This is a genomic window from Pseudomonas sp. Soil_N_39 (assembly GCF_057655955.1).
Genome location: NZ_JBDGLI010000013.1, coordinates 164,354 through 190,499, shown reverse-complemented (window position 1 = coordinate 190,499; position 26,146 = coordinate 164,354). Strand labels below are relative to the sequence as shown.

General features: G+C 56.6%; 23 protein-coding genes. 13 read left to right on the top strand and 10 right to left on the bottom strand.

The window, feature by feature from the left end:
- Positions 1 to 59: 59 nt before the first annotated feature.
- Positions 60 to 986 (bottom strand): 2-hydroxyacid dehydrogenase, encoded by a 927-nt coding sequence (locus tag AC3A5O_RS19940; RefSeq protein WP_354339681.1) that lies wholly within the window; start codon positions 984 to 986, stop codon positions 60 to 62.
- A gap of 287 nt (positions 987 to 1,273) precedes the next feature.
- On the opposite strand from AC3A5O_RS19940, the gene gabT reads away from it, so the two are divergent.
- The 3 genes from gabT to AC3A5O_RS19925 all read left to right on the top strand — a co-directional run bounded on the left by gabT (position 1,274) and on the right by AC3A5O_RS19925 (position 3,851).
- Entirely contained in the window at positions 1,274 to 2,566 is a 1,293-nt protein-coding gene (gabT, locus tag AC3A5O_RS19935) for a 4-aminobutyrate--2-oxoglutarate transaminase (protein ID WP_305481549.1), read from the top strand.
- A gap of 93 nt (positions 2,567 to 2,659) precedes the next feature.
- Positions 2,660 to 3,316, top strand: a complete 657-nt coding sequence (locus AC3A5O_RS19930; RefSeq protein ID WP_487753613.1) for an HAD family hydrolase — start codon at positions 2,660 to 2,662, stop codon at positions 3,314 to 3,316.
- 46 nt (positions 3,317 to 3,362) lie between these two features.
- Positions 3,363 to 3,851: an Lrp/AsnC family transcriptional regulator gene (locus tag AC3A5O_RS19925; protein WP_008146530.1), complete on the top strand. Its 489-nt coding sequence runs from the start codon at positions 3,363 to 3,365 to the stop codon at positions 3,849 to 3,851.
- A 112-nt stretch (positions 3,852 to 3,963) separates the two neighbouring features.
- Here the strand turns inward: AC3A5O_RS19925 and AC3A5O_RS19920 are convergent, their stop codons facing one another.
- Entirely contained in the window at positions 3,964 to 4,398 is a 435-nt protein-coding gene (locus AC3A5O_RS19920) for a universal stress protein (protein ID WP_487753612.1), read from the bottom strand.
- A 312-nt stretch (positions 4,399 to 4,710) separates the two neighbouring features.
- Here AC3A5O_RS19920 and pstS point away from each other — a divergent pair, with 312 nt between their 5' ends.
- From pstS to AC3A5O_RS19890, 6 genes are all read left to right on the top strand, one after another.
- A complete protein-coding gene (pstS, locus tag AC3A5O_RS19915) occupies positions 4,711 to 5,742 on the top strand; it encodes a phosphate ABC transporter substrate-binding protein PstS (RefSeq protein ID WP_122564780.1) in 1,032 nt (343 codons plus the stop codon).
- 72 nt (positions 5,743 to 5,814) lie between these two features.
- On the top strand, positions 5,815 to 6,780 hold the full coding sequence (pstC, locus tag AC3A5O_RS19910; protein ID WP_122564779.1) for a phosphate ABC transporter permease subunit PstC: 966 nt from the start codon (positions 5,815 to 5,817) through the stop codon (positions 6,778 to 6,780).
- Positions 6,780 to 7,691 carry a phosphate ABC transporter permease PstA gene (pstA, locus tag AC3A5O_RS19905; protein ID WP_122564778.1) on the top strand — a complete coding sequence of 304 codons (912 nt, stop codon included), beginning with the start codon at positions 6,780 to 6,782 and terminating at the stop codon, positions 7,689 to 7,691. Before pstC ends, pstA begins: the two co-directional genes overlap by 1 nt.
- Before the next feature lie 75 nt (positions 7,692 to 7,766).
- On the top strand, positions 7,767 to 8,528 hold the full coding sequence (gene pstB / locus AC3A5O_RS19900) for a phosphate ABC transporter ATP-binding protein PstB (RefSeq protein WP_025214260.1): 762 nt from the start codon (positions 7,767 to 7,769) through the stop codon (positions 8,526 to 8,528).
- Positions 8,529 to 8,622: 94 nt separating this feature from the next.
- Entirely contained in the window at positions 8,623 to 9,321 is a 699-nt protein-coding gene (locus AC3A5O_RS19895) for a hypothetical protein (protein WP_122564776.1), read from the top strand.
- The gene (locus AC3A5O_RS19890; RefSeq protein ID WP_436278786.1) at positions 9,321 to 9,947 is read left to right on the top strand and encodes a hypothetical protein; all 627 of its coding nucleotides are present in this window, start codon (positions 9,321 to 9,323) and stop codon (positions 9,945 to 9,947) included. The genes AC3A5O_RS19895 and AC3A5O_RS19890 overlap by 1 nt, the downstream gene beginning before the upstream one ends.
- A 217-nt stretch (positions 9,948 to 10,164) precedes the next feature.
- On the opposite strand, the gene AC3A5O_RS19885 is transcribed toward AC3A5O_RS19890, so the two are convergent.
- Together AC3A5O_RS19885 and AC3A5O_RS19880 are read right to left on the bottom strand one after the other, a co-directional pair.
- Positions 10,165 to 11,274, bottom strand: a complete 1,110-nt coding sequence (locus AC3A5O_RS19885) for a Rieske 2Fe-2S domain-containing protein (RefSeq protein WP_487753611.1) — start codon at positions 11,272 to 11,274, stop codon at positions 10,165 to 10,167.
- Between the two features lie 25 nt (positions 11,275 to 11,299).
- Positions 11,300 to 12,268, bottom strand: coding sequence for a PDR/VanB family oxidoreductase (locus AC3A5O_RS19880; RefSeq protein ID WP_122564774.1), 969 nt, complete (start codon positions 12,266 to 12,268; stop codon positions 11,300 to 11,302).
- Positions 12,269 to 12,725: 457 nt separating this feature from the next.
- On the opposite strand from AC3A5O_RS19880, the gene AC3A5O_RS19875 reads away from it, so the two are divergent.
- Together AC3A5O_RS19875 and AC3A5O_RS19870 are read left to right on the top strand one after the other, a co-directional pair.
- Entirely contained in the window at positions 12,726 to 13,496 is a 771-nt protein-coding gene (locus AC3A5O_RS19875) for a helix-turn-helix transcriptional regulator (protein ID WP_305492385.1), read from the top strand.
- Between the two features lie 481 nt (positions 13,497 to 13,977).
- Entirely contained in the window at positions 13,978 to 14,685 is a 708-nt protein-coding gene (locus tag AC3A5O_RS19870; protein ID WP_487753610.1) for a restriction endonuclease, read from the top strand.
- Positions 14,686 to 14,782: 97 nt separating this feature from the next.
- On the opposite strand, the gene AC3A5O_RS19865 is transcribed toward AC3A5O_RS19870, so the two are convergent.
- The 4 genes from AC3A5O_RS19865 to AC3A5O_RS19850 form a co-directional block, all read right to left on the bottom strand.
- Positions 14,783 to 18,202 carry a patatin-like phospholipase family protein gene (locus AC3A5O_RS19865; RefSeq protein ID WP_305471086.1) on the bottom strand — a complete coding sequence of 1,140 codons (3,420 nt, stop codon included), beginning with the start codon at positions 18,200 to 18,202 and terminating at the stop codon, positions 14,783 to 14,785.
- Between the two features lie 203 nt (positions 18,203 to 18,405).
- Positions 18,406 to 19,317 carry a helix-turn-helix transcriptional regulator gene (locus tag AC3A5O_RS19860; RefSeq protein WP_122564750.1) on the bottom strand — a complete coding sequence of 304 codons (912 nt, stop codon included), beginning with the start codon at positions 19,315 to 19,317 and terminating at the stop codon, positions 18,406 to 18,408.
- A 92-nt stretch (positions 19,318 to 19,409) separates the two neighbouring features.
- Positions 19,410 to 20,201 carry an SDR family NAD(P)-dependent oxidoreductase gene (locus AC3A5O_RS19855; protein ID WP_122564749.1) on the bottom strand — a complete coding sequence of 264 codons (792 nt, stop codon included), beginning with the start codon at positions 20,199 to 20,201 and terminating at the stop codon, positions 19,410 to 19,412.
- Positions 20,194 to 21,777: an amino acid permease gene (locus AC3A5O_RS19850; protein WP_487753609.1), complete on the bottom strand. Its 1,584-nt coding sequence runs from the start codon at positions 21,775 to 21,777 to the stop codon at positions 20,194 to 20,196. Before AC3A5O_RS19850 ends, AC3A5O_RS19855 begins: the two co-directional genes overlap by 8 nt.
- A 280-nt stretch (positions 21,778 to 22,057) precedes the next feature.
- On the opposite strand from AC3A5O_RS19850, the gene AC3A5O_RS19845 reads away from it, so the two are divergent.
- Both AC3A5O_RS19845 and AC3A5O_RS19840 read left to right on the top strand, forming a co-directional pair.
- The gene (locus tag AC3A5O_RS19845) at positions 22,058 to 23,605 is read left to right on the top strand and encodes a TerC family protein (protein ID WP_487753608.1); all 1,548 of its coding nucleotides are present in this window, start codon (positions 22,058 to 22,060) and stop codon (positions 23,603 to 23,605) included.
- A 38-nt stretch (positions 23,606 to 23,643) separates the two neighbouring features.
- Positions 23,644 to 24,750 carry an NAD(P)/FAD-dependent oxidoreductase gene (locus AC3A5O_RS19840; protein WP_487753607.1) on the top strand — a complete coding sequence of 369 codons (1,107 nt, stop codon included), beginning with the start codon at positions 23,644 to 23,646 and terminating at the stop codon, positions 24,748 to 24,750.
- On the opposite strand, the gene AC3A5O_RS19835 is transcribed toward AC3A5O_RS19840, so the two are convergent.
- Both AC3A5O_RS19835 and AC3A5O_RS19830 read right to left on the bottom strand, forming a co-directional pair.
- A complete protein-coding gene (locus AC3A5O_RS19835; RefSeq protein WP_305471078.1) occupies positions 24,747 to 25,226 on the bottom strand; it encodes a MarR family winged helix-turn-helix transcriptional regulator in 480 nt (159 codons plus the stop codon). The genes AC3A5O_RS19840 and AC3A5O_RS19835 overlap by 4 nt on opposite strands.
- A gap of 302 nt (positions 25,227 to 25,528) precedes the next feature.
- Positions 25,529 to 26,101 (bottom strand): TetR/AcrR family transcriptional regulator, encoded by a 573-nt coding sequence (locus tag AC3A5O_RS19830; RefSeq protein WP_122568609.1) that lies wholly within the window; start codon positions 26,099 to 26,101, stop codon positions 25,529 to 25,531.
- Positions 26,102 to 26,146 lie beyond the last annotated feature (45 nt).

Sequence of the window (26,146 nt, the reverse complement as noted above, 5' to 3'; positions counted from 1 at the left end):
GCAAATATCAGCGGATTTTTTCGTCGGTGCTTTTCGTAGATACATGGACAAAGCGCGGGTCAATAACGGCGTTGGCGGTCAATCTGGCCGAGCATCGATTCGCCGCGTTGATGGCGCCGGATATTGTCCAGTAACACGCCAAAGGCACTTTCGGGTTGGGTCATTGCCGCGATATGCGGCGTCAGCAAGATTTGCGGATGCTGCCAGAACGGATGCTCCGGCGGTGCCGGTTCCTGTTGCAAGACGTCGAGCACCGCGGCACTGAGCTGGCCGCTGGCCAGGGCCTCGAGCAGATCCTCTTCTATCAGGTGCCCACCGCGGCCCATGTTGACCAGGGCAGCCCCCTTGGGCAGATGGTGGAACAACTGGCGGTTGAGAATCCCTTTGGTCTGCTCGGTCAATGGCAAGACACAGATCACGATGTCGCATTGGCCAAGGAACGTCGGGAGCTGTTCGTCACCGGCAAAGCAATCCACTCCAACGATATTGTGTTCGCTGCGCGCCCAGCCCGACAAGGCGAAACCAAAGGTCTGTAAGGTGGCCAGGATCTGCTTGGCTTGCATGCCAAGCCCCATGACACCGACCCGACGCTGGGCTGCCGGTTTCAGCAAGTGGGCCTGCCAGCACCGCGCGATCTGTTGCTGGCGATAACGGAGCATGTCCCGGTGCAGGCTGAGTACGGCGAAGCTGGCGTACTCGCACATACCCTGGGTGATGCCGGGGTCAAGTAAACGAACCACCGGCAGGGACGTGGGCAAGCGATCAAGATCAAGCTGGTCGACCCCAGCCGACAAGGCGAACAGCACTTCCAGGTTTGGCAGCAGTGTTTCGAGGTCGTCCGGCGCCTGCCAGGCGGCGAGGTAGCGAATGTCCTTCGGGTCGCCGATGTCCGGCCAGGCACGCCATTCGATGTCCGGCGCGTGCTCGGCGAATAAACGCTTCCATTGTTCGCCGCGTACCGGGTCGGCTTTATAAAGCAAGGCCATGGGTCACTTCTCGTACTGGAATAGGGAACATCCAGCATGCCCGAGTGGCAAAGCAGGATGTATCAAAAGAGCGGCCGTAATCGCATGACACTGCGTTGTATAGGGCGTCTGTCGGCAGATTCCATGGGGCTGGAGCCGGCTGAAGGATTCTGCTGTTTACCGGGGTGAAAACAGTCGATCCGAATTTCCCAGAGGCCAAGTTCGGCTTAGACAATTGTGTCGAACGCTTAACCTGTGGAACACATCGCAGCCGTTTCCCGGTTGCCTGGTTCACTGTGGGAGATGCCATGAACAGTAAAGTCGAAGAAACCCCAAGCTTGCTCCGTCAACGCGATCAATTCGTGCCACGGGGGTTGGTCACCGCACATCCGCTGGTCATCGACCGGGCCCAGGGGGCTGAGGTGTGGGACGTGGACGGGACGCGCTACCTGGACTTCGTCGGCGGCATTGGCGTCTTGAACATCGGTCACAATCACCCAAAGGTGATCGCGGCCGTGCAGGCCCAATTGCAAAAGATCAGCCATGCTTGCTTCCAGGTGGTGGCCTACAAGCCCTATCTCGACCTGGTCAAGCGCCTGTGCGAATTGGTAGGTGGCCAGCAAGCCTACAAGGCGGCGCTGTTCACTTCCGGCGCGGAAGCCGTGGAGAACGCGGTGAAGATCGCCCGCGCCCATACCAACCGTCCCGCCGTCATTTCCTTTCGTGGCGGTTTCCATGGGCGTACCTTGCTGGGTACAACGCTGACGGGCATGAGCCAGCCCTACAAACAGAACTTCGGGCCCTTCGCGCCTGAGGTCTTCCATACCCCCTACCCGAATGCCTATCGCGGCTTCAGCAGCGAGATGGCGTTGCAGGCCCTCAATGAGTTGCTGGCGACCCAAGTCGCGCCGGATCGAGTCGCGGCGATCATCATCGAGCCGGTGCAGGGCGACGGTGGCTTCCTTTCCGCGCCACCGCAATTTCTCCAGGCACTGCGTGCCCTGACCGAACAACACGGCATCGTGCTCATCCTCGATGAAATCCAGACCGGCTTCGGTCGTACCGGCAAATGGTTCGGTTTTCAGCATGCTGGCATTCAGCCGGATCTGGTCACCGTCGCCAAGAGTCTGGCAGGTGGTTTGCCCATCTCCGGCGTGGTGGGCCGAGCGCACATCATGGACGCGCCATTGCCCGGTGGCCTCGGCGGCACCTATGGCGGTAACGCCTTGTCTTGTGCAGCTGCGCTGGCGGTGATCGAAGCGTACGAACAGGAGCAGTTGCTCGAGCGTGGCCAGGTATTGGGCGAGCGGCTGCGTCAGGGCCTGCTGCGCTTGCAGGCACGTCATCCACGTATCGGTGATGTGCGCGGCACCGGCTTCATGTTGGCCATCGAATTGATCAAGGACGATGAGGCCCGCAGTCCCGACGCCGAGCTCACCCAACAACTGATCGACCAGGCCAGGGTAGGCGGGCTGTTGGTGATCAAATGCGGGGTATACCGAAATGTCCTGCGTTTCCTGGCGCCCCTGGTCACCGAAGAAAGCCAGATCGACGAAGCACTGACCATTCTCGAAGCAGCATTGCAACGCGTGTTGGATTAATCTCAGGTCTCGGTCGGTACATCTGTAGCGATGTGCCGACCGAGGGCATTTAGAGCATATGGATTGATGAATGCATCATGGGAGGCGACACACATGCACCTGACTGATTATCGTGCGCTGCTGATCGATTGCGACGAAGTCCTGGTCGATCGGGATTCCGGTGTCTGGATGGCCCTGCAACCTGTGCTCGAAAACCACCCGGGCATGCCAGACAGGGAAGCGGTACTGGCTGAATTCGACGAGGCGGTGCGCGGACTTTATCCGCGTTTCTCCGAATTGGGTTTCAGTGGTTTATTGTGCTTTGCCCATCGTCAACTGGCAGAGCGTTTGGGGTTCAAGGTCAGTTGGGAGGAGGGCATGAGCTTTGCTCGTTCGGCCTGCAACTGGTCGCTGTTCGAGGACGCGCCCGGCGCCATGCTGTACCTGCGTAAATTCTACCGGTTGCTGGTGTACTGCGATCGTGATGCCGAGGATCGTGACCAGCTCTGCGAGCGTTTGGGAATCCCTCCCGAGGACCTGCATTCCCGAGCCAACAATCCATTGGAGGATGAGGCATGGCTGCAGGCGAACAAGCTCAAGCCTGAAAACATCATGCAAGTGTCCAGGCCGCCTGCACAACCGCCAACGTCCGCGGGACTGTGCCTGATCCGCCGTGGCCATGAGCCTGATAATCAAGAATATTCCGCCGATTTCTACATCACCAGCATGGCCGACCTCGTCGCTCAGCATCAGCTATCTTTGCGCCGTTGAATTTGCTAAAACCACTGTCAACCTGAAGACAACCGAGGGGTACCCGATGGAAGGTTTAATAAAACTAGACCGAATTGATATCAGTATCCTTGTTGAACTTCAAAAGGACGGTCGAATGACCAACGTCAGTCTCGCCGATGCCGTGGGCCTGTCATCCAGCCCATGCCTGCAGCGAGTCAAGCGGCTTGAGTCGGCGGGTTACATTTCCGGCTACCGGGCCCATCTCAACCTGGCCAAGATCACCGACTCGGTCACGGTCTTCACTGAAATCACCCTCAGCGACCACAAGCGGGAAGACTTCGCCAAGTTCGAATCCAATATTCGCTTGGTCGATGAGGTACTGGAGTGCCATTTGATCAGCGGCGGTTACGATTACCTGGTGCGTTTCATGACCTGCAGCATCCAGCATTACCAGGAGGTGATCGAAGGGTTGCTGGACAAGAACATCGGCATTTCCAAGTACTTCAGTTACATCGTCATCAAATCCCCCGTGCTCAAGGATGGGGTTCCGCTGCGTAGGTTGTTGCGTCACTGATGTTGCTTGCGGTGCCAGGCTCGAATCTTGGTTGTTTTTTCATAGGCGGCAGACGCCCAGGGCGCCCGACGGTGTACCGCGGCAGTATTGCGCCCGCTGCCGAGCATCGTATCTATTTAACCAACGTAATCGGGATGCTGGACAACTGAGTCACTTTAGCCGCGACAGATCCTAAGAAAATGCCTTCCAGGACACCGTTGCCATGTGAGCCCAGGATGATGCTGTCGCACCCTAACGATTCGGAACAGGCAATGATTCTGCTCGCCGCGTCACCTTGTAACGCGTGGAAAGTGAATGCAATGCCTTCGTTCTCCAATGAATCAATGGCTCGGCGCGAAGCCTGCGTACTTTTTTCAAGGTAGTAACTGTCCAACTCATCGCGACTCATCCCTTGCGCGACGCGGGTCGGTAAGAGTGTCTGCACATTCACTAAATGAATCTCTACGTTGCCCCCGAGCAATCCACCGTCCTGGATGATTCCCACGAGGTAGCGCACGACTCGTTCCGAGTATTTCGAACCATCGACAGCAACCAGTATTTTATGCATTTCCAGACACTCCTGAGGGACGATGATGTGGGTCGAACAGCTTTTGTACAGTGTGTCTGGGATCGATCATGACCGCCATGGGCGAGGGCAACTTGACTTGTATCAAACCCAGGCGAAAGGATGCCTGATCGCGGCACAACCAACATCATTGCAAGCCGACCCGGCGCATTCGTGAGCAAGCCCGCTCCCACAGAATTTCGCTTAACTGGCTGGCATTAAGCATTTTGCTGCCTTTTGCAATTCGATCTTCATAAAAACGTAACACGACTGTTGCAGAGTTCCCCAGCCCGTCATCACAAGGAATTTCTTCTAATGAAAAGTTTGATGAAGTCTGCTGCGCTCGCCGTTACGTTTTCTCTTTGTGCCACTTCGGCGACATTCGCTGCAGAAAGCGTCCGTCTGACGGGGTCTGGCGCGAGTTTCCCGGCGCCGATCTACCTGACCTGGTTCAAGGATTTCAGCAAGAAGTCCGAAGGTGTCACTGTGGACTACCAATCCAAGGGCAGTGGCGCGGGTGTACAGGACTTTCTGAATAAAACCGTTGATTTCGCCGCCAGTGACTCGGCAATGAAAGACGAGGATATCGCCAAGGTTGCCGAAGGCGTGCAGTTGCTGCCGATGACCGCTGGGGAAATCGTGCTGGCCTATAACCTGCCAGGCAACCCTAAAGGTTTGAAATTGCCACGGGATGTGTACTCGAACATTTTCCTGGGCAAGATCACCCGCTGGAACGATCCGCAGATCGTCGCTGCCAACCCGGACCTGAAACTGTCCGATACGCCGATCACGGTTGTTGTGCGTGCGGATTCCAGCGGTACGACCGCGGTATTCACCAAGCACTTGGCGACCATCAATCCGGACTTCAAGCAGGCGCTGGGGGAGGGCAACACCGTCAACTGGCCGGCCAGTGACAAGTTCATCAAGTCGCCGAAGAACGATGGTGTGACGGCTACCGTACGCCAGACGCCGGGCGCGATTGGCTACATCGAATACGGCTTCGCCAAACTTGCCAAGGTTGACTTCGCCCAGTTGCAGAACAAGGCCGGCCAATACGTAGTGCCAAACGCCGAGAGTGGCGCCGAGGCTCTGGCAGCGGTGAAGATGCCGGAAAGCCTGGTGTCCTGGTTGCCTGATCCGGACGGCGCCAAGTCCTATCCGATCACGTCCTACACCTGGATGATCTTCCGCAAGGACAACGGCAATCCGGCCAAGGCCAAAGCCATGCGTGAAATGGTCGAATACAGCCTGACCGAAGGGCAGAAAATTGCCGACTCGATGGGGTACATCCCGTTGCCGCAGTCGGTTGTCGACCAGGTTCGCAAAGCCTCCGCCAACATTCAGTAACGCCTGAGGCCTCTCTCGGTATGGGCTGTCAGCCATGCCGGGAGAGCTTTTCCCCTGTTCCGGACTTAGCCAATGAACAAACCCTTTGTCGTACCGGTTAATCCAGATTCCGCCTGCCAACCACCGTCCGCGAAGGACTTTCTGGTTGATCGCACCTTTCGTGCGCTCGCGCGTATCGGGGTGGTCCTGGTTCTGGCGTTGGTATTTGCCCTCGTGTTCGAGGTGGGACGCAAGGCGCTTCCCGGCATGGAAAAGCACGGATTTGATGTGCTTCTCGGCACTGTCTGGGACGTTAACCAAGGTAAATACGGCATCCTGCCGGCTATCTGGGGCACGCTCTACAGTGCTCTGATTGCGTTGCTGATTGCAGGCTTTTTCGGCGTCAGCATGGCAATTTTCCTGACCCAGGACTTCCTGCCTCCCAAGCTCGCCGCCATCTTTCGAACCATTGTCGAATTACTCGCGGCCATCCCCAGCGTCGTCTACGGCCTGTGGGGGATCTACGTGGTGATCCCGGCGATTCGACCGCTTACCACCTGGTTGAACAGCGAACTCGGCTGGGTGCCATTTTTCGGCACATCCCTCAGCGGGCCGGGGCTGCTTCCTGCGGCGTTGGTGCTTGCCATCATGATTCTGCCGACCATTGCCGCCGTTTCGCAGGATGCGCTCACGGGCGTACCGATGAAAACCAAGCAGGCCGCCTACGGTATGGGGACCACCCACTGGGAAGCGATTCTCAAGGTGATGGTGCCATCGGCCGCCACGGGTATTTTCGGCTCCTTGGTACTTGGCTTGGGGCGCGCGCTGGGTGAAACGATGGCGCTGGCCATGCTGGTCGGCAACGCGAATAACATTTCCCTTTCGCTGTTCGCACCGGCCAACACCCTGGCGGCCTTGCTGGCGCTGAACTTCCCCGAAGCCGGGCCAAACGAAATCGAGGTGTTGATGTATGCCGCGCTGGTGCTGATGTTCATCACGTTGATCGTGAACGTCTTTGGCTCCTTGATCATGATGTACGCCCAACGGGGTAATAAGTGATGACTGATCTGACTGCTGCAACAGACTTGACGTCTCCAGCAGGCGCGATGCCCAGCCTGCAGCGCAAGTTCGAAGGCCGCGCCCTGCGCAGCCTGATCTTGACCACCCTGGTCTGGGGCGGCGCGCTGCTGGCCAGCGTGCCGTTGATTTCCGTGCTCTACATGCTGATCACCCGTGGCGGCGCTCGCCTGAACCTGGAAGTCTTCACCGAACTGCCGCCGACTGGCTTCGAGATGGGCGGGGGCTTCGGCAACGCAATGGCAGGTACCTTCGTGATGGTGGGTATCGCGGCGGCCATCGCGGTGCCGGTTGGCATCATGGCGGCGATCTTCCTGGCTGAACTGGGGCCGGACAGCAAGCTGGCGAACGCTGCGCGCTTTGCCGCCAAGATGCTCACGGGGCTGCCTTCGATTCTGGCCGGGGTGTTCGCCTACGCCCTGGTGGTGATGACCACCGGCACTTATTCGGCACCGGCCGGTGGCGTCGCGCTGGCAGTCCTGATGCTGCCTATCGTCGTGCTGACGGCGGAAGAATCGATGCGGATGGTGCCCAAGATCATGAAGGATGCCGCCTATGGCATGGGCTGCACCCGCTCGCAGGTGATCTGGAAAATCGTCTTGCCCACCGGCATGCCGGCGATCCTGACCGGCGTCATGCTGGCCGTGGCACGTGCCGCGGGCGAGACAGCACCGTTGTTGTTCACCGCCTTGTTCAGCAACTACTGGATCTACCACCAAGGTAGCCTCGAGGTCATGAACCCAACGGCATCGCTTGCCGTGTTGATTTACAACTTCTCCGGCATGCCTTTCGACAACCAGCTCGAGCTCGCATGGGCGGCCTCACTGGTGCTGGTGATGATCGTGCTGCTCGTGAATATCATCAGCCGTATTTTCGGCAAGCCCAAGTACTAAGAACGGGAGCATCTGATTTTGAACGTATCCACTGCGCAAAGAGCCGCTCCGTTTGTCACCCAGGCGCCTGTAGTCATGGACTGCAAACTGGACAAGATTTTCTACGGCAACTTCATGGCCGTGCGTGACAGCCATGTGCCTATCGAGAAAAACAAGATCACCGGTTTCATCGGGCCTTCCGGCTGCGGCAAGAGTACCGTGCTGCGCAGCCTCAACCGAATGAATGACCTGGTGAAAGGTTTCCGTTTCGAAGGCCACGTGCACTTCCTTGGGCAAGACGTCTACGGCAAGGGCGTTGATCCGGTGGTCGTGCGTCGCTACATCGGTATGGTGTTTCAACAGCCGAACCCGTTCTCGATGAGCATCTTCGACAACGTCGCGTTTGGCCTGCGCCTCAATCGCTACAAGGGCGATATTGGTGACCGGGTCAAGCACGCGCTGCAAGGTGCCGCCCTGTGGGATGAAGTCAAGGACAAGCTCAAGGTCAGCGGCCTGTCGCTCTCGGGCGGCCAGCAACAACGACTGTGCATCGCCCGCGCCATCGCCACCGAGCCGGAAGTCCTGCTGCTGGATGAGCCGTGTTCGGCACTCGACCCGATCGCTACCCGGCGGGTGGAGGAGCTGATGGTCGAGTTGAAGAAGGACTACACCATCGCGCTGGTCACCCACAACATGCAGCAAGCCATCCGTGTCGCTGACACCACGGCGTTCTTCTCGGTGGATATTTCCCAGGGCACGCGCACCGGCTATCTGGTTGAGATGGGTCCAACAACGCAGATTTTCGACAACCCACGTGAACAGATGACCGGCGATTACATCAGCGGCAAGTTCAGTTAAGACACACCTCCGGTCAAGGCCGCATACCTGCAGAAGCCAAATGGATTTGGCCGGCATCCGGTAGACATTTACCAAGCGTTTCCAAGGAGCACCAATGCCAGCTACGCATCGCCTTGATTTGACTGCGATTGAACGTGCACTGCGGGAAGTACAAAACCGCTTCATCGAGCTCAGCCGGCACTTCACGGAGCCGCGCGATCCCTTGACTGACGAGGTGCTGCACAATGTGCTTGAAGGCTACGCGTTGATTGACGACTATGTTGCCCGCGGCGTTGACCTGTTCGACCTTCAGCAACTGAACCTGATGCTCGAGATCAACGCCACGGTGCTTTGTGGCCGAGACCCGGCGCGCCGTTTGGAGTACGCCCAGCACCTGGCCGCGACCGAGGCGCATTTCTTCAACAACGTTGAGGGAGGCATCAAGGACTTGTACAACTGGTATTGCGCGTATCGCAGCGAGTCCGTCTGGAAGCGTGCGGCTGGCGTCTATGTCCGCATTCTCAGCAAGCCGCAGTTGTTCATTGAAGGCAACAACCGCAGTGGGTCGCTCATCGTCAGCTACCTGTTGATGCGCGCGGGGTTGCCTCCTTTTGTGTTGACACTGGAAAATGCCGAGGGCTACTTCAATCCGTCATCGGTCATACGCAACTCTGCTAAACATGGCGTCAAGGCGTTGTACGAATTGCCCAAGATCAAGAAAAAATACGCAGCATTTTTAGAAGAACAGGCACCCGATCCAATGAAGTTCTTTCTCAAAGGCAAGCATTTGCCCATCTCTCAAGGTGGCCATTAATGAGTGGGAATTCAGCGCTCGCCAAATGCAAAACCGTCGGCAGCCGGGTAGGGCAGGCCATCCGCAGCGCCATCCCGATGCAGATGTCGAGGCGGCAGCGCATACGCATTTCGTTTGATATCGATGACACGCTCGCCTGCCAACTCCACCACTGCGAAGTCGAGCAAAGTCGCTTGCCGGCCTGCGTTCATCGTTGGCTGGGTGAGCCGTTGCGCAGGGGGACACGCTCCCTGATCCGAGAGCTGCGCCGCCAGGACTGCAGCATCTGGGTCTACACGTCGTCCGGTCGCACACCGTCCTACATCCGCCGTTGGCTGTTGCTGTACGGCATCCGCGTCGAGGGTGTGGTCAACAGCGTGCTGCACAACCGCGCGCTGACGGTCCATGGGCTGTCGAATGCGCCCTCGAAATATCCGCCGGCGTTCGATATCGACTTGCACGTCGATGATTCCGAAGGCGTGCAGATTGAAGGTGAGGACCATGGGTTTCGCGTGGTCGTGGTTCATCCGGAAGATGAGGGTTGGGCGCAGAAAGTGCTGGATGCGGTTGACATTGTTCAGGCGCAGCTGGCTTGGCAGCAGATGCCTGTTCAGCGAACGGTGTTGCACCGGGTGCCGACTATCTAGAGGTACTGATCTCATCGGTTGCCCATGCAAGCGCTGGTGAAGGAGGGCGTCAACCACGCTGTTGACGCCGACGCCCAACTGACCCACGTGCCGATTTAAAACTGACCCACCTCAAATGGCACCCAGTGTAGAACAGGCAATCGTTAGTGAGGAATCAGACTGGGTCGGCGGCATCCCGGCAACCAGGTCAATTCGGTTTCGGTGCCAACAGGCTGGGTTATGCGTTGCGGTTGAGCGCTTCGTTGGCTTCGTCGTCGGCACGTTTTTTAAGGTAGCGGCGCATGGCGACGGCAGGGGCATCACTGGCAACAGATATTTCGTAGGTGTGGTCATCTACATCACCGAGTACAGCCTCCAACGCGCCCAAGCCCTCAACATCCTCATTGAAGGCGGCGAACAGTTGTTCATGCATGAACTCACCAACCGCCCGGTCATCCTGGGCGAAGTCACGACCGTGGACAATGAAGTAATGCATGGTGCTGTGAGTTTCCGGGGTCAGAATATGGGCCGTGCGGATGTGAAACTCCTTGCGATTTAACGGCGCTATCGCCGAGTCGTAGAATGTGACGCTGACTTGATGCAGCCCGGGTGACAGGAACTCGGAAGTAGCGATGCGTGCAGCGGTACTGCAATCGTCCAGGCCAGTCGTTTTGGCCCATACCGGAGACAGGGTGGTGGGCACTACATTGCGCATCAATTTGTAATGTCCCTCTTTGAGATCAAGTTCGTACGGGGCGCTGGCATAATCTGGCGTGCCAATAGTGGCGGCGTGCAGGAAGGTTAGATGGGTCAGGTCCATCAGATTTTCATGCATGCTGACGTAATTGCCTGGGTGATGGAAATAGCCTGAGGAACACTGCCAGTCGGGTGTCTCGGTCCAAGCCAATTCAGGAGGGCGTCTGGAGTCTGCAAGTTCTGGATCACCCATCCAGATCCACAATAGTGAGCCTTGCTCAAGCAGGGGGTATTCGTGCACACCGATACCCCGAGGGCAGCTACGCTGTGAAGGCACGTTAATCAGGTTGCCTTGAGTGTCATACCGAAAGCCGTGATAGCCGCAAACCAGGACATCGCCCTCTAGATGACCACGTGAAAGCGGATAGGAACGATGAGCGCAGCGATCTTCAAGTGCGATGGCTTTGCCGGCTTCGCTGCGATACAACACTACGCGCTTGCCGAGCAGTTTTCGCGATAGCAACTCCCGTGTAACTTCGTTACCGAAAGCGGCTACGTACCATTCGTTAAAGATGAACGGGGTGTCGCGGGTAGCAAGTGGACTCATGGCTTTGCGCGAATTGGCAATGATGTTATTGACAGGCAGGCTCATGGATAGGCTCCTTGTTATTCAGGGTTTACAGGTCCAACACCAACGACTCGGTGCGCGCGCGGGACACACAAATCATCAGGGTTTCACCGCTCGCCTGCTCGGCGTCGGAGAGAACGTAATCACGGTGATCGGGTACTCCGCTGCAAATTGTGGTTTCGCAAGTACCGCAAATACCGGAGCGACAGGAGAACGGTACGTCGATGCCATGGGCTTCCAACGCTTCGAGAATGCTCTGATCTGGGCCTACCTCAATATCCAGGCCACTGCGTTGCAGCGTTACGCTGAAGCAATCGAGTGCTTGCGGAGTCGCGTCACTGGCAGGTTCGGGGGCCGAGAACCACTCAAAGTGAATACGCGGCGCCGGAATGTCTGCGGTGGCGGCCTTGACTGCCTGCATCAGGGGGGCAGGGCCACAGCAGTAGACATGTTCGTCGTCCTGCAGCGAACTGACGAGCGACTCGATATTTAGGAACTGACCGGCGCACTCATCGTTGAAGTGAAAGTGCACTCGTTCCGAGTCCAGAGCCAGCAGCGTTTCGTAGAACGCAGCCCGTTGGCGGTTACGTACAGTATAAAAAAGTCGCCAGTTCTTACCCTGGGCCATGCACCAGCGGATCATCGCCAGGATGGGGGTAATACCAATGCCACCGGCCACAAAACAATAACGCTTGGCGTTGGCATCCAAAGGGAAATTGTTGCGCGGAGCGCTGACCTGAAGCACATCACCCTGGCGTACTTTCGCGTGAATTAAGCGCGATCCGCCGCGACTGGCCGGAGCCAAGCCGACCGCAATGACATAGCGATGGCGCTCGCTGGAATCGTTGAGCAGCGAGTAATGTCGAATTTGACCGTTTTCCAGGCGCACTTCGAGGTGCGCTCCAGGCGTGAAGATCGGTAGCTCCCGAGCGTCGGGGGCTTGTAGTTCTATCAGGGCCACCTCTTTGGCTTCCGCCACGAATTGGGTGACTCGTAAATTCAGGCTGGGCTGGGTCATTGTTATAGGGTCCTGAGGTACTTGGCCGCGAACGCAATGAATGCGCCGCCTGCCGGCTGTCTGACCTGAATAAGCTTACGTAGCATGGGTATTGCTTGCAGTCCTCCCAGAGGAGGACAGGTGGACAGTCGAGTTAGATGCGTCTGGAGATAACTACGGTGATCGGTCCGGGCGTTGTATTTCGGCTGGTTGAGAGAGGCCATACGTGGCGTTTGTCTTCGTGGGATCCAGCTACGTCGAGGGGGAAGGGGAGACGCACGCTCAGATGGGTGACGGTTCATCGGCAATCCCAGTTTGTTGTTGTCCTTGTCAGCTTACTGGGCCTGCAGGGCGAAGCTGTCCTCCGGGAGGTGGACAGGCACGATGATTGTCGGCATGCTATTAGTTAACAAATTAACTATCTGGCTTTTTTCCAGTAGACCTAACACCTGACAATAATAAATATCAGGCAGTCGCCATGATCCGTCTCAGTACCCCGCAGGTTTCGACCTTGCCCCAAGGAGTCCGTCATTTCGCGGAGTTGACCAGTCGTTTGGGCACGCCGGAATTTCCCGTTGCGCTGCTGGACTACCTTGGCCAATGGGCGAACTGTCAGCATTTTTCAGTTCTGCGCATGGATGGCCAGCGGCCGCAATTGCTGTCTTTCGGCACCCGGCACCCGGACGCCAGTCTGGTGTTGCGTTGCGGTCAGGCCTATATCGAGCGCTACTATCGGCACGACCCTTTGTTCGAGCCGTTACTTGCCGCCCCTGGCCAAGTTGGCCATCTGCTGGCCCAGGATATCCGCTTTATGCCGTATCGAGAGTCGATCTATCAGCGCAATGGCATGATTGAGAGGCTATCGAGCCTGTATCTGGACGAACAAGCGCGGCCGGTGTTGTTCAATCTCTACCGACACCGCGATCAGGGGTTCTTCAGCGATGGTGAGCTGGAGATGTGCGAGTCGCTCAGCCCTTCGTTATTGCAATTACTGCGTGGTCATCTGGCGCTTACCGGATTGAGCGGTACAGTCGATCACCACCAGCAATTGCTCCAGCGTTGTCCTGACCTCACGACGCAAGAGTTGAATATCTGTAGCCGATTACTTCGAGGAATGACTCATGCAGGGATCGCGGCTGATTTGGCAATAAAGGAAAGCACTGTGAAAACCTACCGTAATCGGGCGTTTGATCGACTCGGGATTCACTTTCGCAGTCAGTTGTTTGCGCTGTTCTCTGCGACGAGTTGAAACTTGCGGTGGTTTGTCCGCGGATTCATACCTTGAGATGCACTGGATGAAGTCCCACTCCAAAAGACCATAGAGATTGCGGAAAGCCTGGGGGAGCAGCCGGCAGCGCGGTTGGCGGGTGAGTTGCCGTGCGATTACATAACGCAACCATAAACACCTAGTTTAACATAATATACATTATGTGTAGCAACGGCCTAACTCAGTTAACGCCCAGCCCACGTATAGAGGCCTCTTATCATTTGAAAATGCGCCTCATAGAAGTCACTGCCTTGGAGCTGGTTTCTGAGCGTCAATCTCTGAGCCATCACCAATCGTTTATCCGGATATTTATAAGGACGTCTACGTCTCTGTGTAGGCACGCTGACGCACATTTGAACGCTATGACCGTCCGGTGGCAAAATAATCGTTTCTACCCAGCCGCGACTAAGCATCGCGTGAAAAACCAATTGCGATGCCAATAATTTTTCAAGGACGGCACTCGATGCATCTCGCCAAGACCAAGGACGGTACGCTCATCAGCGCGGCGGAGGCTCTCATCATGGCTCCGCCAGGGCGCATGAGCCTCTGCTGTCCGACTTGCGGCACCCCCGTGTTTTTCGTCGGAGCGACCGGGCCTAACAGACCACATTTCCGGGTTTCTGTGTCACGCCCTCATAAAACCGAGTGTATAGAAGCACAGTTACTCGACGTGACATTCGAAGTTCAAGATGCTGATGACGCAGAAGCATCAGTCACGTTCATGTCGATCGCATCCAGAGTAACCCTACAGGCGGTCGAGTATTTTGCTAACCATCCTCACCATCTAAAGACGATGGATCGGCGGCTCTTTGAAGAGTTTGTGGCAGAGCTCTTCAAAGGATTTGGATACGAGGTCGAGCTGACCAAACAAACCCGTGATGGTGGATTTGATCTGATCGCGGTGACGAGCCGGGACTTTATCAGCCAGCGGTTCCTAATCGAATGCAAGCGACCTGATCCGAAAAATCCGATTCGGCTCGACGTCGTGAAGCACCTGCACGCGACCAAGATTGATCAAGGAGCGAACAAAGCAATTCTGGTGACGACTACCCATTTCACAAGGGATGCTCACCGCTATGGCAAGCGACATGCGATTGAACTCGATCTTAAGGACTTCGACGATTTGGTGGAATGGCTTCACCATTATTTGAGGATCAAGGCCAGAGCATGACAAGGCGGTCTCACCGCAGGCCCTGCACTCAATAAGTGCGCATCCAGAACCCGATCAGTCCCCGCAATAACGCTGCGGATGCGCTGCGGCGCCCTCCTCACTCTCGAGCAATATTCACAAGATTATTTGTTTGGTCCTCCGTATTCGACAAATCCCAGCGTGCGGCAAAAGCACGCTTGATACTCGGTGCCAGCCCTGCCAGTACAGCAACACTGAGCGCAAATCCCCAAAACTTCACCAGCGTAAACAGCCCCAGCACATCGCTCATGTCCGTGATGCTATGGCCACCGAGCAGCGACAACAACGTGAAGTTTTCAGCGTAGTCGCTCAATCCGGTGACTAGCGGGACAACAATCAACACCCAGATCCACCAACGTTTCGCGCACCCGACTTTGTAGCCTAGCAGCAAGGTAATTGCGTATAGCAACACGAAGAAATTATCCAACACGATGCGCCAGACCGCTAAAGATCCCCATGGCCCGGAGGGTGTCACGTTGCTCAGCTGTTGCTTGGTAATGTTCACGCAACTTGCCAACGTCCAGCAGAATTGATTGGAGGTGCTGAACAGCGTCAGGTCCAATAGCACCAGTATCATTCCGACAAGCGTTGTGGCCAAGTACATTTCTAGGAACAGATCGACCAGCGAACCATTGCGTCCTGGACGTTGACTTGCTGGGATGTTGCGCAACCAGCCGATAAAGTCGGTGAAGTGCCCTCGCCCCTCCTCTCCCTGTCGCCTGTGAATCGGAAACCTGGCGGGCCGGCGGATTGGTAAGAGTCGCTGTACATTGGGATCGGCCAGGCAGCGATCGCCAATCAGCTTGCCCAAGCGCCGGAAGCTTTCAAACTGACTCTCGTCAAAAAACTGATCGACCGTTGTCTGATGCGGAAAAGTCGAGTTCTGGATGGCGTAGTTCAGCACATCCGCCGGTTCATCGCGCAGCGCGGCCAGACTGGGTTTGATCAGCACCAAGGTGCCATTTGTCTGCGCATCGTAGTGAATAGTGCCGGTGATGAACCCTTGGGTGCATAAGGTTTTGGCATCCCCGCGAAAGTCGTTAAGCTGACTGAAGCTGATATCCACGCCCAGATCGACGCGACATTTGCGGATGGTGTCGGCCAGGTCTGTCATCTCACGCTGCTCATCAGCGCTAGCATCGACAGCAAAGATAACGGAGCAGCGACGACGCACCAGTTCGTAAAGGCCCAGATTGTCGAAATGGCCGCCATCGGAAAGATAAACGTAACGGCTGCGCTCATCGCTCATGCCGAGCAGCTCATACAATAGGGCGAGCAGCCCCAACCGCGGGCTTGGTGAGTACCAGCGCGACTGCGCCGGATTGGGGCTCCAGCGTCCCAGACGGATGTTGAACAGGGTCAGGACGAATGCCAGCATCGGCAGACTGGCACGGCCCATGTTCGGGCTGACGGCCGCGCCTGACGTGGCCAGAGCCATGCCCAAGGTGAAACCTTTCTCTTCCTGATCCCTTGCGGCATAGGCTTCGGTGGGGCGGTAGGCCGGATCTGCTGCGTCATCGCGGTGCAGTGAGGTGGTGTCGCCCTGGGTCCGCTCCAACGAATAGCCGCAAAACAAGGGTGTGAAGACGAAGGAAGCTGCTTTGCGTTCCTGCCAGGCTAGGTCCGCGCCCTGGGTGATGTTCAAGGTGGTGTTGATGATATGCAAGGGAAGTTGAGGCGCGATCTTCTTGCCGTTGGCGCCCCTGCTCAGTATATGCAAGGAGAGATCATCGTCATCATCTAGACCAACGAAAGGCTGTTCATTACGCAGATTCTGGTTACTCGCTCCCAGATAGCACCTGACCAGACGGTTTTTGTACATGTTGTGCAAGGAGAACTTGTTGATATCGACCCGCCAGGCGAACAAAAGCGTCACGAAGAGCAAGATGCCAATGCTCAGTACGAAGATGGGTATGCCAGCTGTTGTCGGATTGTTCCCTGTCAACAGCTCAATTGCGGGCACATTGTTTTGGAACAACGTCCAGATGCCCGGAAGTTTCTGTGCTTCGGCCGGCGCTTGGCTCGACGTAGCGACAGTTGCAAACAAGACTTTCTGAGTAGCCGCTGCTGCAAAAAAAACCAGCCCCACGACAAACGTCGTCGAGGCGATGTTTAGGAGACGCTCGACCCTCAGCTGTTTCTTCATCGAGGCCGACTGCGGCCGGCGTAAGAATATCGACACCAATAAGGTACCGATCCAGCCTGTGCCCAGCAGGCTGATCCAGTCACCCATGCGGCTCTGCAGCCATTCCAGTAGCGGTAACGAAAAAAACGTCAGCAGGCACCAAATCGCCCAGCCAAAGGCGATCATCATTAGCCACGCATTGAGACGGCTCCACCACTCACGGCTGCGCTCGAAGAAGGCGCGACCAACCATGCCGGTATAAATGGAAGTGGTGACGCCTAGGGCAGCAAGAAAAATCGGAACGCCCAAACACAGCAAAACGATTTTGTGCCCGACAGTCGTTGGTTCTCCCAACACCAACAAGATACTGGCGCCGGCCAGTACCAATATGCCCGAAACCAACCCCACGCCGCCGGCCAGACACAGCACCGCAGCGTCGCGCAACAGCAGTCGCCAATGCTTGCCCTCGCTCAGCTCGGCTACCAGCCAGGTCAGCAACAACACCAGCAGCAAACCAGCTAAATAGCGCCCGGCAGCCAGGGCGCTATCCCAGCCCGGATTAATACTGGTCCACCAGATGACCGCAAAAACCGACGAAACTGTTCCCGGGACAATTACAGTCAGTATCACCCCCGGTATGGAGATCAACCAGTTACGTCGACGATTGATCGGCAATCCCTGGTGCCAGAGGTTGTAGCCGATGCAGAAGGTAAAAAACAATCCACCCCAGGCCGCCGCGAAGCCGAAGACATTGGCGTACGGAGTTGCGAAGTCATAAGCCCGAAGCAGTGCATAAGGCAAGGTGAACAACAATGCGAAGAAACCAAGGAGGATGATCAGGTTGAGCATGACATTGCGCAACCAAGTGGCGAGCAAGGTCAGGGTGTCCATCGATAACATACCGACCCGGGGCGTGAGGTAGTTGCTGTAACGCCTGAGCCAGACGATCTCGGCAGGTTCCAAGGACGCTGGGGCCTTTTCGGTGTTGACATTGTCGGCCTTGGCCAAACTCTCCTGAACATTGGCCAAGCCTTTGCGATAAATCCAGGCACTCAGCCAGCTACCGATATAACCGCCCCCCGAAACGGTGGACAGATAGTCGAACGCGGCCAGTCTTTTTTGGCCGGCCAATGCTTGAAGCACACCAAGACAGAACGTTGCGCTGCGGATACCGCCCCCAGAAAAAGCCAAGCCGATGGACTTCCGGGTTTTACGCAAGGTTTGCCCATCCGTTTGCCCACCTTTGTTATAGAAGGCAGATCGGGGATGGCGGGACAAAGCAACGGCCTCGGCATCGAGTGCCGCCTGCAATTTCAGCGCCTCGCTGGACGATTGGATATTTTCGGGGAGCGGGTCTTTCTGCTGGGTCGTCATGGCGTCGCTTCTCAAGAGGATCAATCGCACGCAAAACGCGGTAATGACTCATCCGAGTTTTGACTTCCTGCGCGATCACTCGCACGACAACCTGAACAAAGACGAGGTCGCTGGTGTAGCAGCAACTGAAGAGACTGTAGACAGCCTTGGTAACCTTCGCCAGTGGTACTGGGAGAGATATGGGGTCGTGACACTGAACTTCGTTAATTGGCAAAAGTCTCCTGAAACACTAGCGCGTTACCCGCACCGGCAAACGGGACATTTGAGGTATGACTAAGGACAAAATTCACGAACAGATGAAACAGCTCGGATTGGCTGGAAATGCCGAGCTTGAAATACAGGTGCTTGCGATGGTTTTTTACCGTGCCCTCCGCGATACCAAGGTGCAGTGAAATCGAAAGGCTGGAGTGTCCACGCAGGATCATGCTGACGATCAATTGTTCACGGGGGGTTAGTTGATCAGCGGCGAATCGCGAAAAAGCGTTATTCAGGTGCTCTTTCAAGGCTGATGCACTGTCGTCGTGATGAGCGCAAACGCCTTGATAGTGGCGTTGCAGCAATACATCGACCATCGCACGGCAACTCTGTAAACCTTCGAACTGCAAAGCGGAAAACGTTGGAGAAGCGTTCTGTCGCATCAGTGAATAAGCAAGGTGGCCGATGCCCGGCAACGCAGAAATAAATACAATTTCTTCAGCTAATGTGCCCGACTGCATGGAAATACAGGGATGCACATCGGGGGAATTGAAGTAATCACCCTCGAAGAAAGCGTCAGGGGCCAATTCGCTCATGCGATAAAGTCCGGTCGCCTGACCGTGAGCGCAGGCGGTATAAACCGGGTCCAGCAAATACGTACCGTTAAGATAGCTGTGCATCGCCCCCGGTTCGCAAATACCTTGCAGATTGTTGTGCAGTAACACCGGTGAGCCATCCGTTGGGTAAAACAGCACGCAGCTCTGGTCGAAATTCACAACGGCCCACAAAGCCTCATCCAACTGTCGGGCAAAGCCATCACACTGCAGCAATGCGACCAAACCGGGCGTCGCGCAGTGCCATGCGTCAAGGACGGGTGCGGCATCCATGCCACATCTGCCATCCGGAACTGAAATTGCCATGCCATCCCCTTGTCTTTATCCAGTGCGCCCAACCAGCGAGCGCACCCTTAACCCAGCGATAAAGAGCAAGCATATTTCTTGCCACGATTGGTTTAAACCGCTGAAAAACCATTGTCCACAAACAGCTGCGCTCCACTGACAAATGAGGCATCGTCGCTGGCTAAAAACAACGCGGCACGTGCGACCTCCTCCGGCTCGCAAAGCCGCCCTTGCTGCAACTTGATTGCCGCTTCACTGGCATCCACTCCCATCAGTTGCAGATCGCGCAGTTCCCGCTCGCCGTGAGGGGTACGGATAAAACCCGGGGCGACTGCGTTGCAGCGGATACCACGATCACGAAACTCGACGGCAATGGCTCGCGCGAACATCTGGCATGCGCCCTTGCTGGCGTTGTATACGACCTCGCCTGGGGTCGCATACTGCGCGGAGATCGACGAAGTGCACACGATACTGCCCGAGCCTTTGGCGAGCATTTGTGGAAGCACCGCCTGAGTGACCAGGTACATGCTCTTGACGTTCACGGCCATAAGCCAGTCCCACTCATGCTCCTGCACGTCCAGAAAAGGTTTCACGATCAAGGTGCCGGCGTGGTTGAAAAGCACGTCCGCCGGGCCAAATTCTGCCAGCCCTCGGGCGATAGCTTCACGAACCTGAACGGCTTGCGAGACATCGGCGCCTAGCCCCAGTGCTTGGCCACCATCGGCAATGATTTGCGACGCCAAGTTGACGGCGGCATCCTCATTCAAGTCGATAATGATTACCTTGGCCCCTTCAACCGCGAACAACCGGCTTGCGGCAGCGCCGCATCCACCGGCGCCGCCGGTGATAATGGCCACTTTTCCGGCCAGACGGCCCTTGCCTTTGGATCGTTCAACATTAGTCATTTTGCGGATTTCCTTCACGACCGCCACTTACGGCGAATGCTTCTTCAGGTGACAACACCAGGCGATGACGACGATAGAAAGCGAAATAGGCAATCCCGATCAGGTACCAGCAAGCAGCTGCGAGGGCCGCCCATTTATAGAGAGGATCGAGAAACTGATAAATCAGTGTCGCGACTGCAATGATGATCACCGCGACTGCTCCGAATATTCCGTAAGGACTGCGATAAGGCCGATGCAAATTAGCGAAGGAGCGCTTCAAGCGAATGTAAGCGAGGCTTTGCAAGATGTAGGAAATCATTCCGGCGAACACAATCATGCTCACCAGAATTCCACCCATCAGTGCGTTGTTATCCTTGCCGAAAGTAAACCAGCAGAGCATCAGGATACCCAGGGCAGCCAGCGCCCCGGTGGCCAGTGCAATATTCGGCGTATTGCGGGTCGGGTGCGTAACCGATAGCCCGGTTGGCAAGTAACCGGCACGCGACAGCGAATAGATATTGCGTCCTGCGGCAAAGCTGCCCGCCAGGAACGACGCCGCCAGACCCAGCACGGCCACTGCTGACAACAGCTTGCTTGCGGTGTGCCCGAAAATCTCCCGGAAGCCATCGAGTAGCGGCTCCGAGGACGTACTCATGAAGAAGCTGCCGCCGCCGATCGATGCACTGAAAAACAACACACCCGATGCCAGTACCGCAAGAATCACGGTGCCCCAAACCAATGCCAGCGGCAAATGCCGGGTCGGGTTATGCGATTCCTCGGCAGTCAACGGCAATTGTTCAATGGCCAGAAACATGTAGACGGCAAACGGCAATGCCAGCATGACGCCGGTCAGTCCGAACGGCAGCCACGGCCCGTTACCGCCCTGCACTTCAACTGGTTTGCCTGCGGCGTCAGCTGCAAGGTTCAGGGCATTACCGGTGAAATCCATATGCGGGTAAGCCGCAATAAAGAACACCACCAACACCGACACCGCCGCGATGGTAATGAGCACGACCGCGCGCATCGAAACCCCTAGACCCCGATTCGAAAGCAGCAGCATGCAGGCATAACCGACGACCCACCAGACAGGTTGCCATTCGGGGCCAGTACCGAAAATTGCAGTCAGGTAGGCCCCCATGAAAAACATGTTCCCCGCAGGGGCCAGGATGAATTCGATGTTCTCCGCAAGGCCTGTACTGAATCCTCCCCATGGGCCCATTGTCGTACGCGCAAAAGAATAGGCGCCGCCGGTATGCGGCAGCGCAGCCGCCATTTCACCGATCGACGAGCAAAGAAACAGATACATGACGGCAATGATCAACAAGGCCAGAAACATGCCACCGAAGCCTTGGGCCAAGCCAAGGTTCCAACCGGAATACTGACCCGCCACCACCGCACCGACGCCAAGGATAAGCAGAGTGAAGAACCCTGCGTGACGCTGCAGGCGACGTTGTTCAAAGTAACCGTTTTCTACGGTTTGGTAACTGATCCCTGATGGGTTAACTGCCGCCGTCGCCGCCGTCGGCGCTTTTGTTGTCGTTCTGTCCACGCGGTGATCCTCCGATATCTCGTTCAGGGCAAACTCCCCGACCGTCATCTTCGAATGCACCGTGCAAGCTGCCTATGTCTCCAAGGGGACATGTCGACGCAGCGTTCTCATCCCCCCTGTCAGATCCTGTAATAAATCGCCTCGTATGAAGTATTGGAAACCGTTGTAGGATTTCTTCCCCAACTATTTCCAGGTCTGTATGAACACCCTCCAGGAACCTCCCAGTCGCCTTTCCAAGAACCGTTTTCTCTCTTGCGCCCCTGCGGTCTGCATACGCGTGTTGCAGCCCCCTTCCCTCGCATTGATCGTCCGAGGGAACGAATAAGCCATGGAATGGATCGTTGACCCCACGGCCTGGTTGGGCCTGCTGACCTTGATCGTGCTGGAGCTGGTGCTCGGCATCGATAACCTTGTATTCATCGCCATCCTGGCCGACAAACTTCCGCCCGAACAGCGCGACCGTGCCCGTATCATCGGCCTGTCCCTGGCATTGCTGATGCGCCTTGGCCTCCTCGCCAGCATCTCCTGGATGGTGACGTTGACCAACCCGCTCTTCGAGGTCTTCGACAAGACATTCTCGGGCCGGGACTTGATCATGCTGTTCGGTGGTGTGTTCCTGTTGTTCAAGGCAACCATGGAGTTGCATGAGCGACTCGAGGGCCACGTGGCGCAGCGTTCCGGCAATGCCGCCTATGCGATGTTCTGGCCGATCGTTGCGCAGATTGTGGTACTGGACGCGGTCTTTTCCCTGGATGCGGTGATCACGGCCGTGGGTATGGTGGAGCACCTGTCGGTCATGATGATCGCGGTGATGTTCTCCATCGGTTTGATGATGATTGCGAGCAAGCCGCTGACAAAATTCGTCAACGGCCACCCTACCGTGATCATGCTGTGCCTGGGCTTCCTGATGATGATCGGCTTCAGCCTCACGGCTGAAGGCCTGGGTTTCCACATTCCAAAAGGCTACTTGTACGCCGCGATTGGTTTCTCGATCCTGATTGAACTGTTCAACCAACTGGCGCGCTCCCGTCGCAAGAAAAGCCTGCAAGGTCTACGGCCGATGCGTGAGCGTACCGCCCATGCGGTGTTGCGCCTGCTGGGCGGCCAAAAGCTGGGGGCCGATGAAGTCGGCGAGGAAATCGCCGACATGCTGGAAGGCGACGAACCGGAGCAGGTTTTCCATCGGCGCGAACGGGTTATGATCAGTGGCGTGCTGCAATTGGCCGAGCGCCCGATACGCAGCGTGATGACGCCTCGTGCGCAAATTGACCACCTCGACTTGGCCAATACAACGGAAGAAATCCGTACGGCGCTGATGCACTCATCCTACTCACGCTTGCCGTTGATTCGGGAAGGACGCGTGGATGAGCCGCTAGGCTTTGTCCATAAGAAAGAACTGCTCAAGGAAATACTGGCGGGCAATCAGCCGAATCTGGAAGTCATGGCGCGCAAAGCCATCAACCTGCTCGACAGCTTCACGATACTCAATGCACTGGAGCAAATGCGTAAGGAGTCGACCCACATCGCGTTCGTGGTGAACGAGTTCGGTGACTTCGTCGGCCTCCTCACCATGACTGACATCCTGGAATCCATTGCCGGTGAACTGCCGGATGCCAGTGAAATCGAAGGCCCGAATATTATCGCTCAGGATGGAGGTTTCCTCGTCAGCGGTGCCCTGAACCTCAGTCAGGTCCGCGAGCACATTGGCTTCCAGGCGAAAGCGACAGAGAATTACCAGACGCTTGCCGGGTTGGTGATGAGCCTGCTGGATCGTTTGCCGATCATTGGCGACACGCTCAGTTGCCAAGGGTGGAGCATGACCGTGATGGAGGTTGAAGAGCGTCGGGTGACCAGGGTGCTGTTGCGTCAGGAATAAGCGTGAGTGGTATCTAACGATTGAAAGGAGTCGTGACGGTGAGTGTCGATATCGATTGCGTAGTCGTGGGTGCGGGTGTCGTCGGTCTTGCCGTCGCACGCGAAATGGCCTTGGCAGGTCACGAAGTACTGGTGATTGAAGCTGGAGCAGCAATCGGTATTGGCACAAGCTCGCGTAACTCGGAGGTCATCCACGCGGGGATCTATTATCCTCCCGGGAGCTTGAAAGCCCGACTGAGCGTCGAGGGCAGACATGCTCTCTATGCATATTGCGATAGCCACGGGGTCAGGACGCGTAAAACCGGAAAGCTGATCGTCGCCAACACTGAGGCGCAAGTAGCTCAGCTTCAGTTATTGCTCAAGCGAGGGCATGAAAACGGTGTGGATGACCTGCGTCTGCTTGATCGTAATCAGGCCACGGCGCTGGAACCTGCGCTTGAGTGTATCGCTGCGTTGCATTCACCTTCGACCGGTATCGTCGACTCCCATGGGCTGATGTTGGCGTTGCAAGGGAACGCCGAGGCGGCCGGCACCAGCATCGCGCTCCATGCCCCACTGCTCCGTGCAAGGGTGACAGCCGACGGATTTCTCCTTAACGTCGGAGGAGAATCCCCCATGGAGCTTTCATGCCGCCGGCTAATCAATGCAGCGGGCCTTCATGCCCCTGCGGTGGCCCGGTGCATAGATGGATTGTCGTCGGACGCGGTGCCGCGTGACTATTTGTGCAAAGGCAGTTACTTCAGCGTATCCGGACGTGTGCCCTTCACGCATCTGATCTACCCGGCGCCCGAAGCCGACGGTCTCGGGGTGCACATGACCATCGATCTAGGTGGACAGGCTCGCTTTGGTCCTGACACCGAATGGGTCGAAACCGAGGATTACCAAGTCAATCCGGCTCGCGCAGACGGGTTCTACTCAGCCATTCGCAGCTACTGGCCCGACTTGCCGGACGGTAGCCTGCAACCGGACTACAGCGGGATTCGTCCGAAGATCTCGGCGCCTGGCGCGCCTGCCCGCGATTTTATGATCAGCAGTCAGCGCGAGCATGGCGTCCCGGGGCTGATCAATTTGTTCGGCATAGAGTCCCCCGGCCTTACGTCATGCCTGGCCATTGCCAAGCACGCACGCGAGCTGATTGAGCGTTAGCTGTTCGATCCCTGACCAGGTTTGCTCCACTCCTCCACCATCGCCTCATAAGCCTCTTGGCAAGCGAACTCCGCCGAGACCTTCGCGTCGGCAAAAACCTGATCGCCTGCTGGCGTGAGGCAGGCGTAACCTACCCGCGCATCCCGTGGGTCACTTTGGCGAGACACCAACCCTATTTTTTCAAGCGGCAGCAGGGATTTGGTGACCGCCGATGCTGTCAGCCCCATGCTGTCAGCCAGGTCCGCTCGCCGCAGCCGAGCATTGTGCGCATGTTTCAAGTGGTACAGGATCATGAAGTCACCGAAGCTCAGGCCATGGACGGCAGAGAGCTTGGCATCAACCCGCCGCGCTGCGGAGGTGTATGCCCGGGAGAAGCGAATACAGCGGTCAAGCGTCGAGCCGTTCGCGGCAGGTGCAGTAGATTCGTTGTCAGACATTGCAACATTGCTCCAATTCTTGTGGAGAAGGATGTTCAAATCGGGACTCCATAAAATCAAACATGGGCCCCGTTACCTCAGAAGCGTAGTTCTCGCCTTTATCGATATTCCTTCGCATGACCCGCTCACGCCGCAGTTGGGCTCCGCGTCGACTTAGCTGCCTGGAGAACGTCGATTTCCCTGCCCCCAAAGGGCCTAAAACCATATGGACTAATTGCATGCTACCTACTTTCTAGATACTTGAATGTTACAGTATCAAGAAATAGAGCTGACGTAACCCGCATCGGATGAACGGCGAAGCCGTCCGAACCACGAAATGGGGCCAGCCAATTGCCCTTCACCTAACCGGCGATCTTTTTTCGAACCATCTTCATCAGGTTCTCACCGACGCCCTCGATGCTTTTGTTCTGCGAAACGACCTGAGCCCCCTCCATCAGGTAAATGAGTTCCATCGCCGCTTCGTTCGGCTCGGGCAAATCAGCCTTGACACAGAGATCCACCAGCCGGAGGAACTGACGTTTCTTATGTTCTTCGATGAGGCGGCGGGCAGGACTTTCTGGCTCAGGTATTTCCGCCAGTGAATTGGTAAACGGACAGCCCCTATAAGACGCCACCGAAAGATCGTGCGCGATGAACGTGGCAAACCCGAGAATCTGCGCCTTGGGATCGCCGACGTACTGTGTCGAAAGCGCTTCAAAAACCTCGGAATATTTATCGACGAGCAGCCGCAGCCACTCAAGCACCAGAGCGTCTTTCGAATCGAAATGCCGGTAGACGGTCATCTTGGTTGACTTGGCCTTTGCCGCGATGGCGTCCACCGTCACTCGACTGATGCCTTCATTGAAAAATAGCTCTTCGGCTGCATCGAGAATCCTTTCTCGGGGGGCTAACTGTGGAATTCGTTCGGGCCGCATGGTGCTCTCCGCTTGACATCGATACTAAACGGTATCTTACTATAC

Excerpts from the sequence above, each read along its gene's own strand:
- AC3A5O_RS19940 (WP_354339681.1), bottom strand. The coding sequence starts at position 986 with ATGGCCTTGCTTTATAAAGCCGACCCGGTACGCGGCGAACAATGGAAG.
- gabT (WP_305481549.1), top strand. The coding sequence starts at position 1,274 with ATGAACAGTAAAGTCGAAGAAACCCCAAGCTTGCTCCGTCAACGCGAT.
- AC3A5O_RS19930 (WP_487753613.1), top strand. The coding sequence starts at position 2,660 with ATGCACCTGACTGATTATCGTGCGCTGCTGATCGATTGCGACGAAGTC.
- AC3A5O_RS19925 (WP_008146530.1), top strand. The coding sequence starts at position 3,363 with ATGGAAGGTTTAATAAAACTAGACCGAATTGATATCAGTATCCTTGTT.
- AC3A5O_RS19920 (WP_487753612.1), bottom strand. The coding sequence starts at position 4,398 with ATGCATAAAATACTGGTTGCTGTCGATGGTTCGAAATACTCGGAACGA.
- pstS (WP_122564780.1), top strand. The coding sequence starts at position 4,711 with ATGAAAAGTTTGATGAAGTCTGCTGCGCTCGCCGTTACGTTTTCTCTT.
- pstC (WP_122564779.1), top strand. The coding sequence starts at position 5,815 with ATGAACAAACCCTTTGTCGTACCGGTTAATCCAGATTCCGCCTGCCAA.
- pstA (WP_122564778.1), top strand. The coding sequence starts at position 6,780 with ATGACTGATCTGACTGCTGCAACAGACTTGACGTCTCCAGCAGGCGCG.
- pstB (WP_025214260.1), top strand. The coding sequence starts at position 7,767 with ATGGACTGCAAACTGGACAAGATTTTCTACGGCAACTTCATGGCCGTG.
- AC3A5O_RS19895 (WP_122564776.1), top strand. The coding sequence starts at position 8,623 with ATGCCAGCTACGCATCGCCTTGATTTGACTGCGATTGAACGTGCACTG.
- AC3A5O_RS19890 (WP_436278786.1), top strand. The coding sequence starts at position 9,321 with ATGAGTGGGAATTCAGCGCTCGCCAAATGCAAAACCGTCGGCAGCCGG.
- AC3A5O_RS19885 (WP_487753611.1), bottom strand. The coding sequence starts at position 11,274 with ATGAGCCTGCCTGTCAATAACATCATTGCCAATTCGCGCAAAGCCATG.
- AC3A5O_RS19880 (WP_122564774.1), bottom strand. The coding sequence starts at position 12,268 with ATGACCCAGCCCAGCCTGAATTTACGAGTCACCCAATTCGTGGCGGAA.
- AC3A5O_RS19875 (WP_305492385.1), top strand. The coding sequence starts at position 12,726 with ATGATCCGTCTCAGTACCCCGCAGGTTTCGACCTTGCCCCAAGGAGTC.
- AC3A5O_RS19870 (WP_487753610.1), top strand. The coding sequence starts at position 13,978 with ATGCATCTCGCCAAGACCAAGGACGGTACGCTCATCAGCGCGGCGGAG.
- AC3A5O_RS19865 (WP_305471086.1), bottom strand. The coding sequence starts at position 18,202 with ATGACGACCCAGCAGAAAGACCCGCTCCCCGAAAATATCCAATCGTCC.
- AC3A5O_RS19860 (WP_122564750.1), bottom strand. The coding sequence starts at position 19,317 with ATGGCAATTTCAGTTCCGGATGGCAGATGTGGCATGGATGCCGCACCC.
- AC3A5O_RS19855 (WP_122564749.1), bottom strand. The coding sequence starts at position 20,201 with ATGACTAATGTTGAACGATCCAAAGGCAAGGGCCGTCTGGCCGGAAAA.
- AC3A5O_RS19850 (WP_487753609.1), bottom strand. The coding sequence starts at position 21,777 with ATGACGGTCGGGGAGTTTGCCCTGAACGAGATATCGGAGGATCACCGC.
- AC3A5O_RS19845 (WP_487753608.1), top strand. The coding sequence starts at position 22,058 with ATGGAATGGATCGTTGACCCCACGGCCTGGTTGGGCCTGCTGACCTTG.
- AC3A5O_RS19830 (WP_122568609.1), bottom strand. The coding sequence starts at position 26,101 with ATGCGGCCCGAACGAATTCCACAGTTAGCCCCCCGAGAAAGGATTCTC.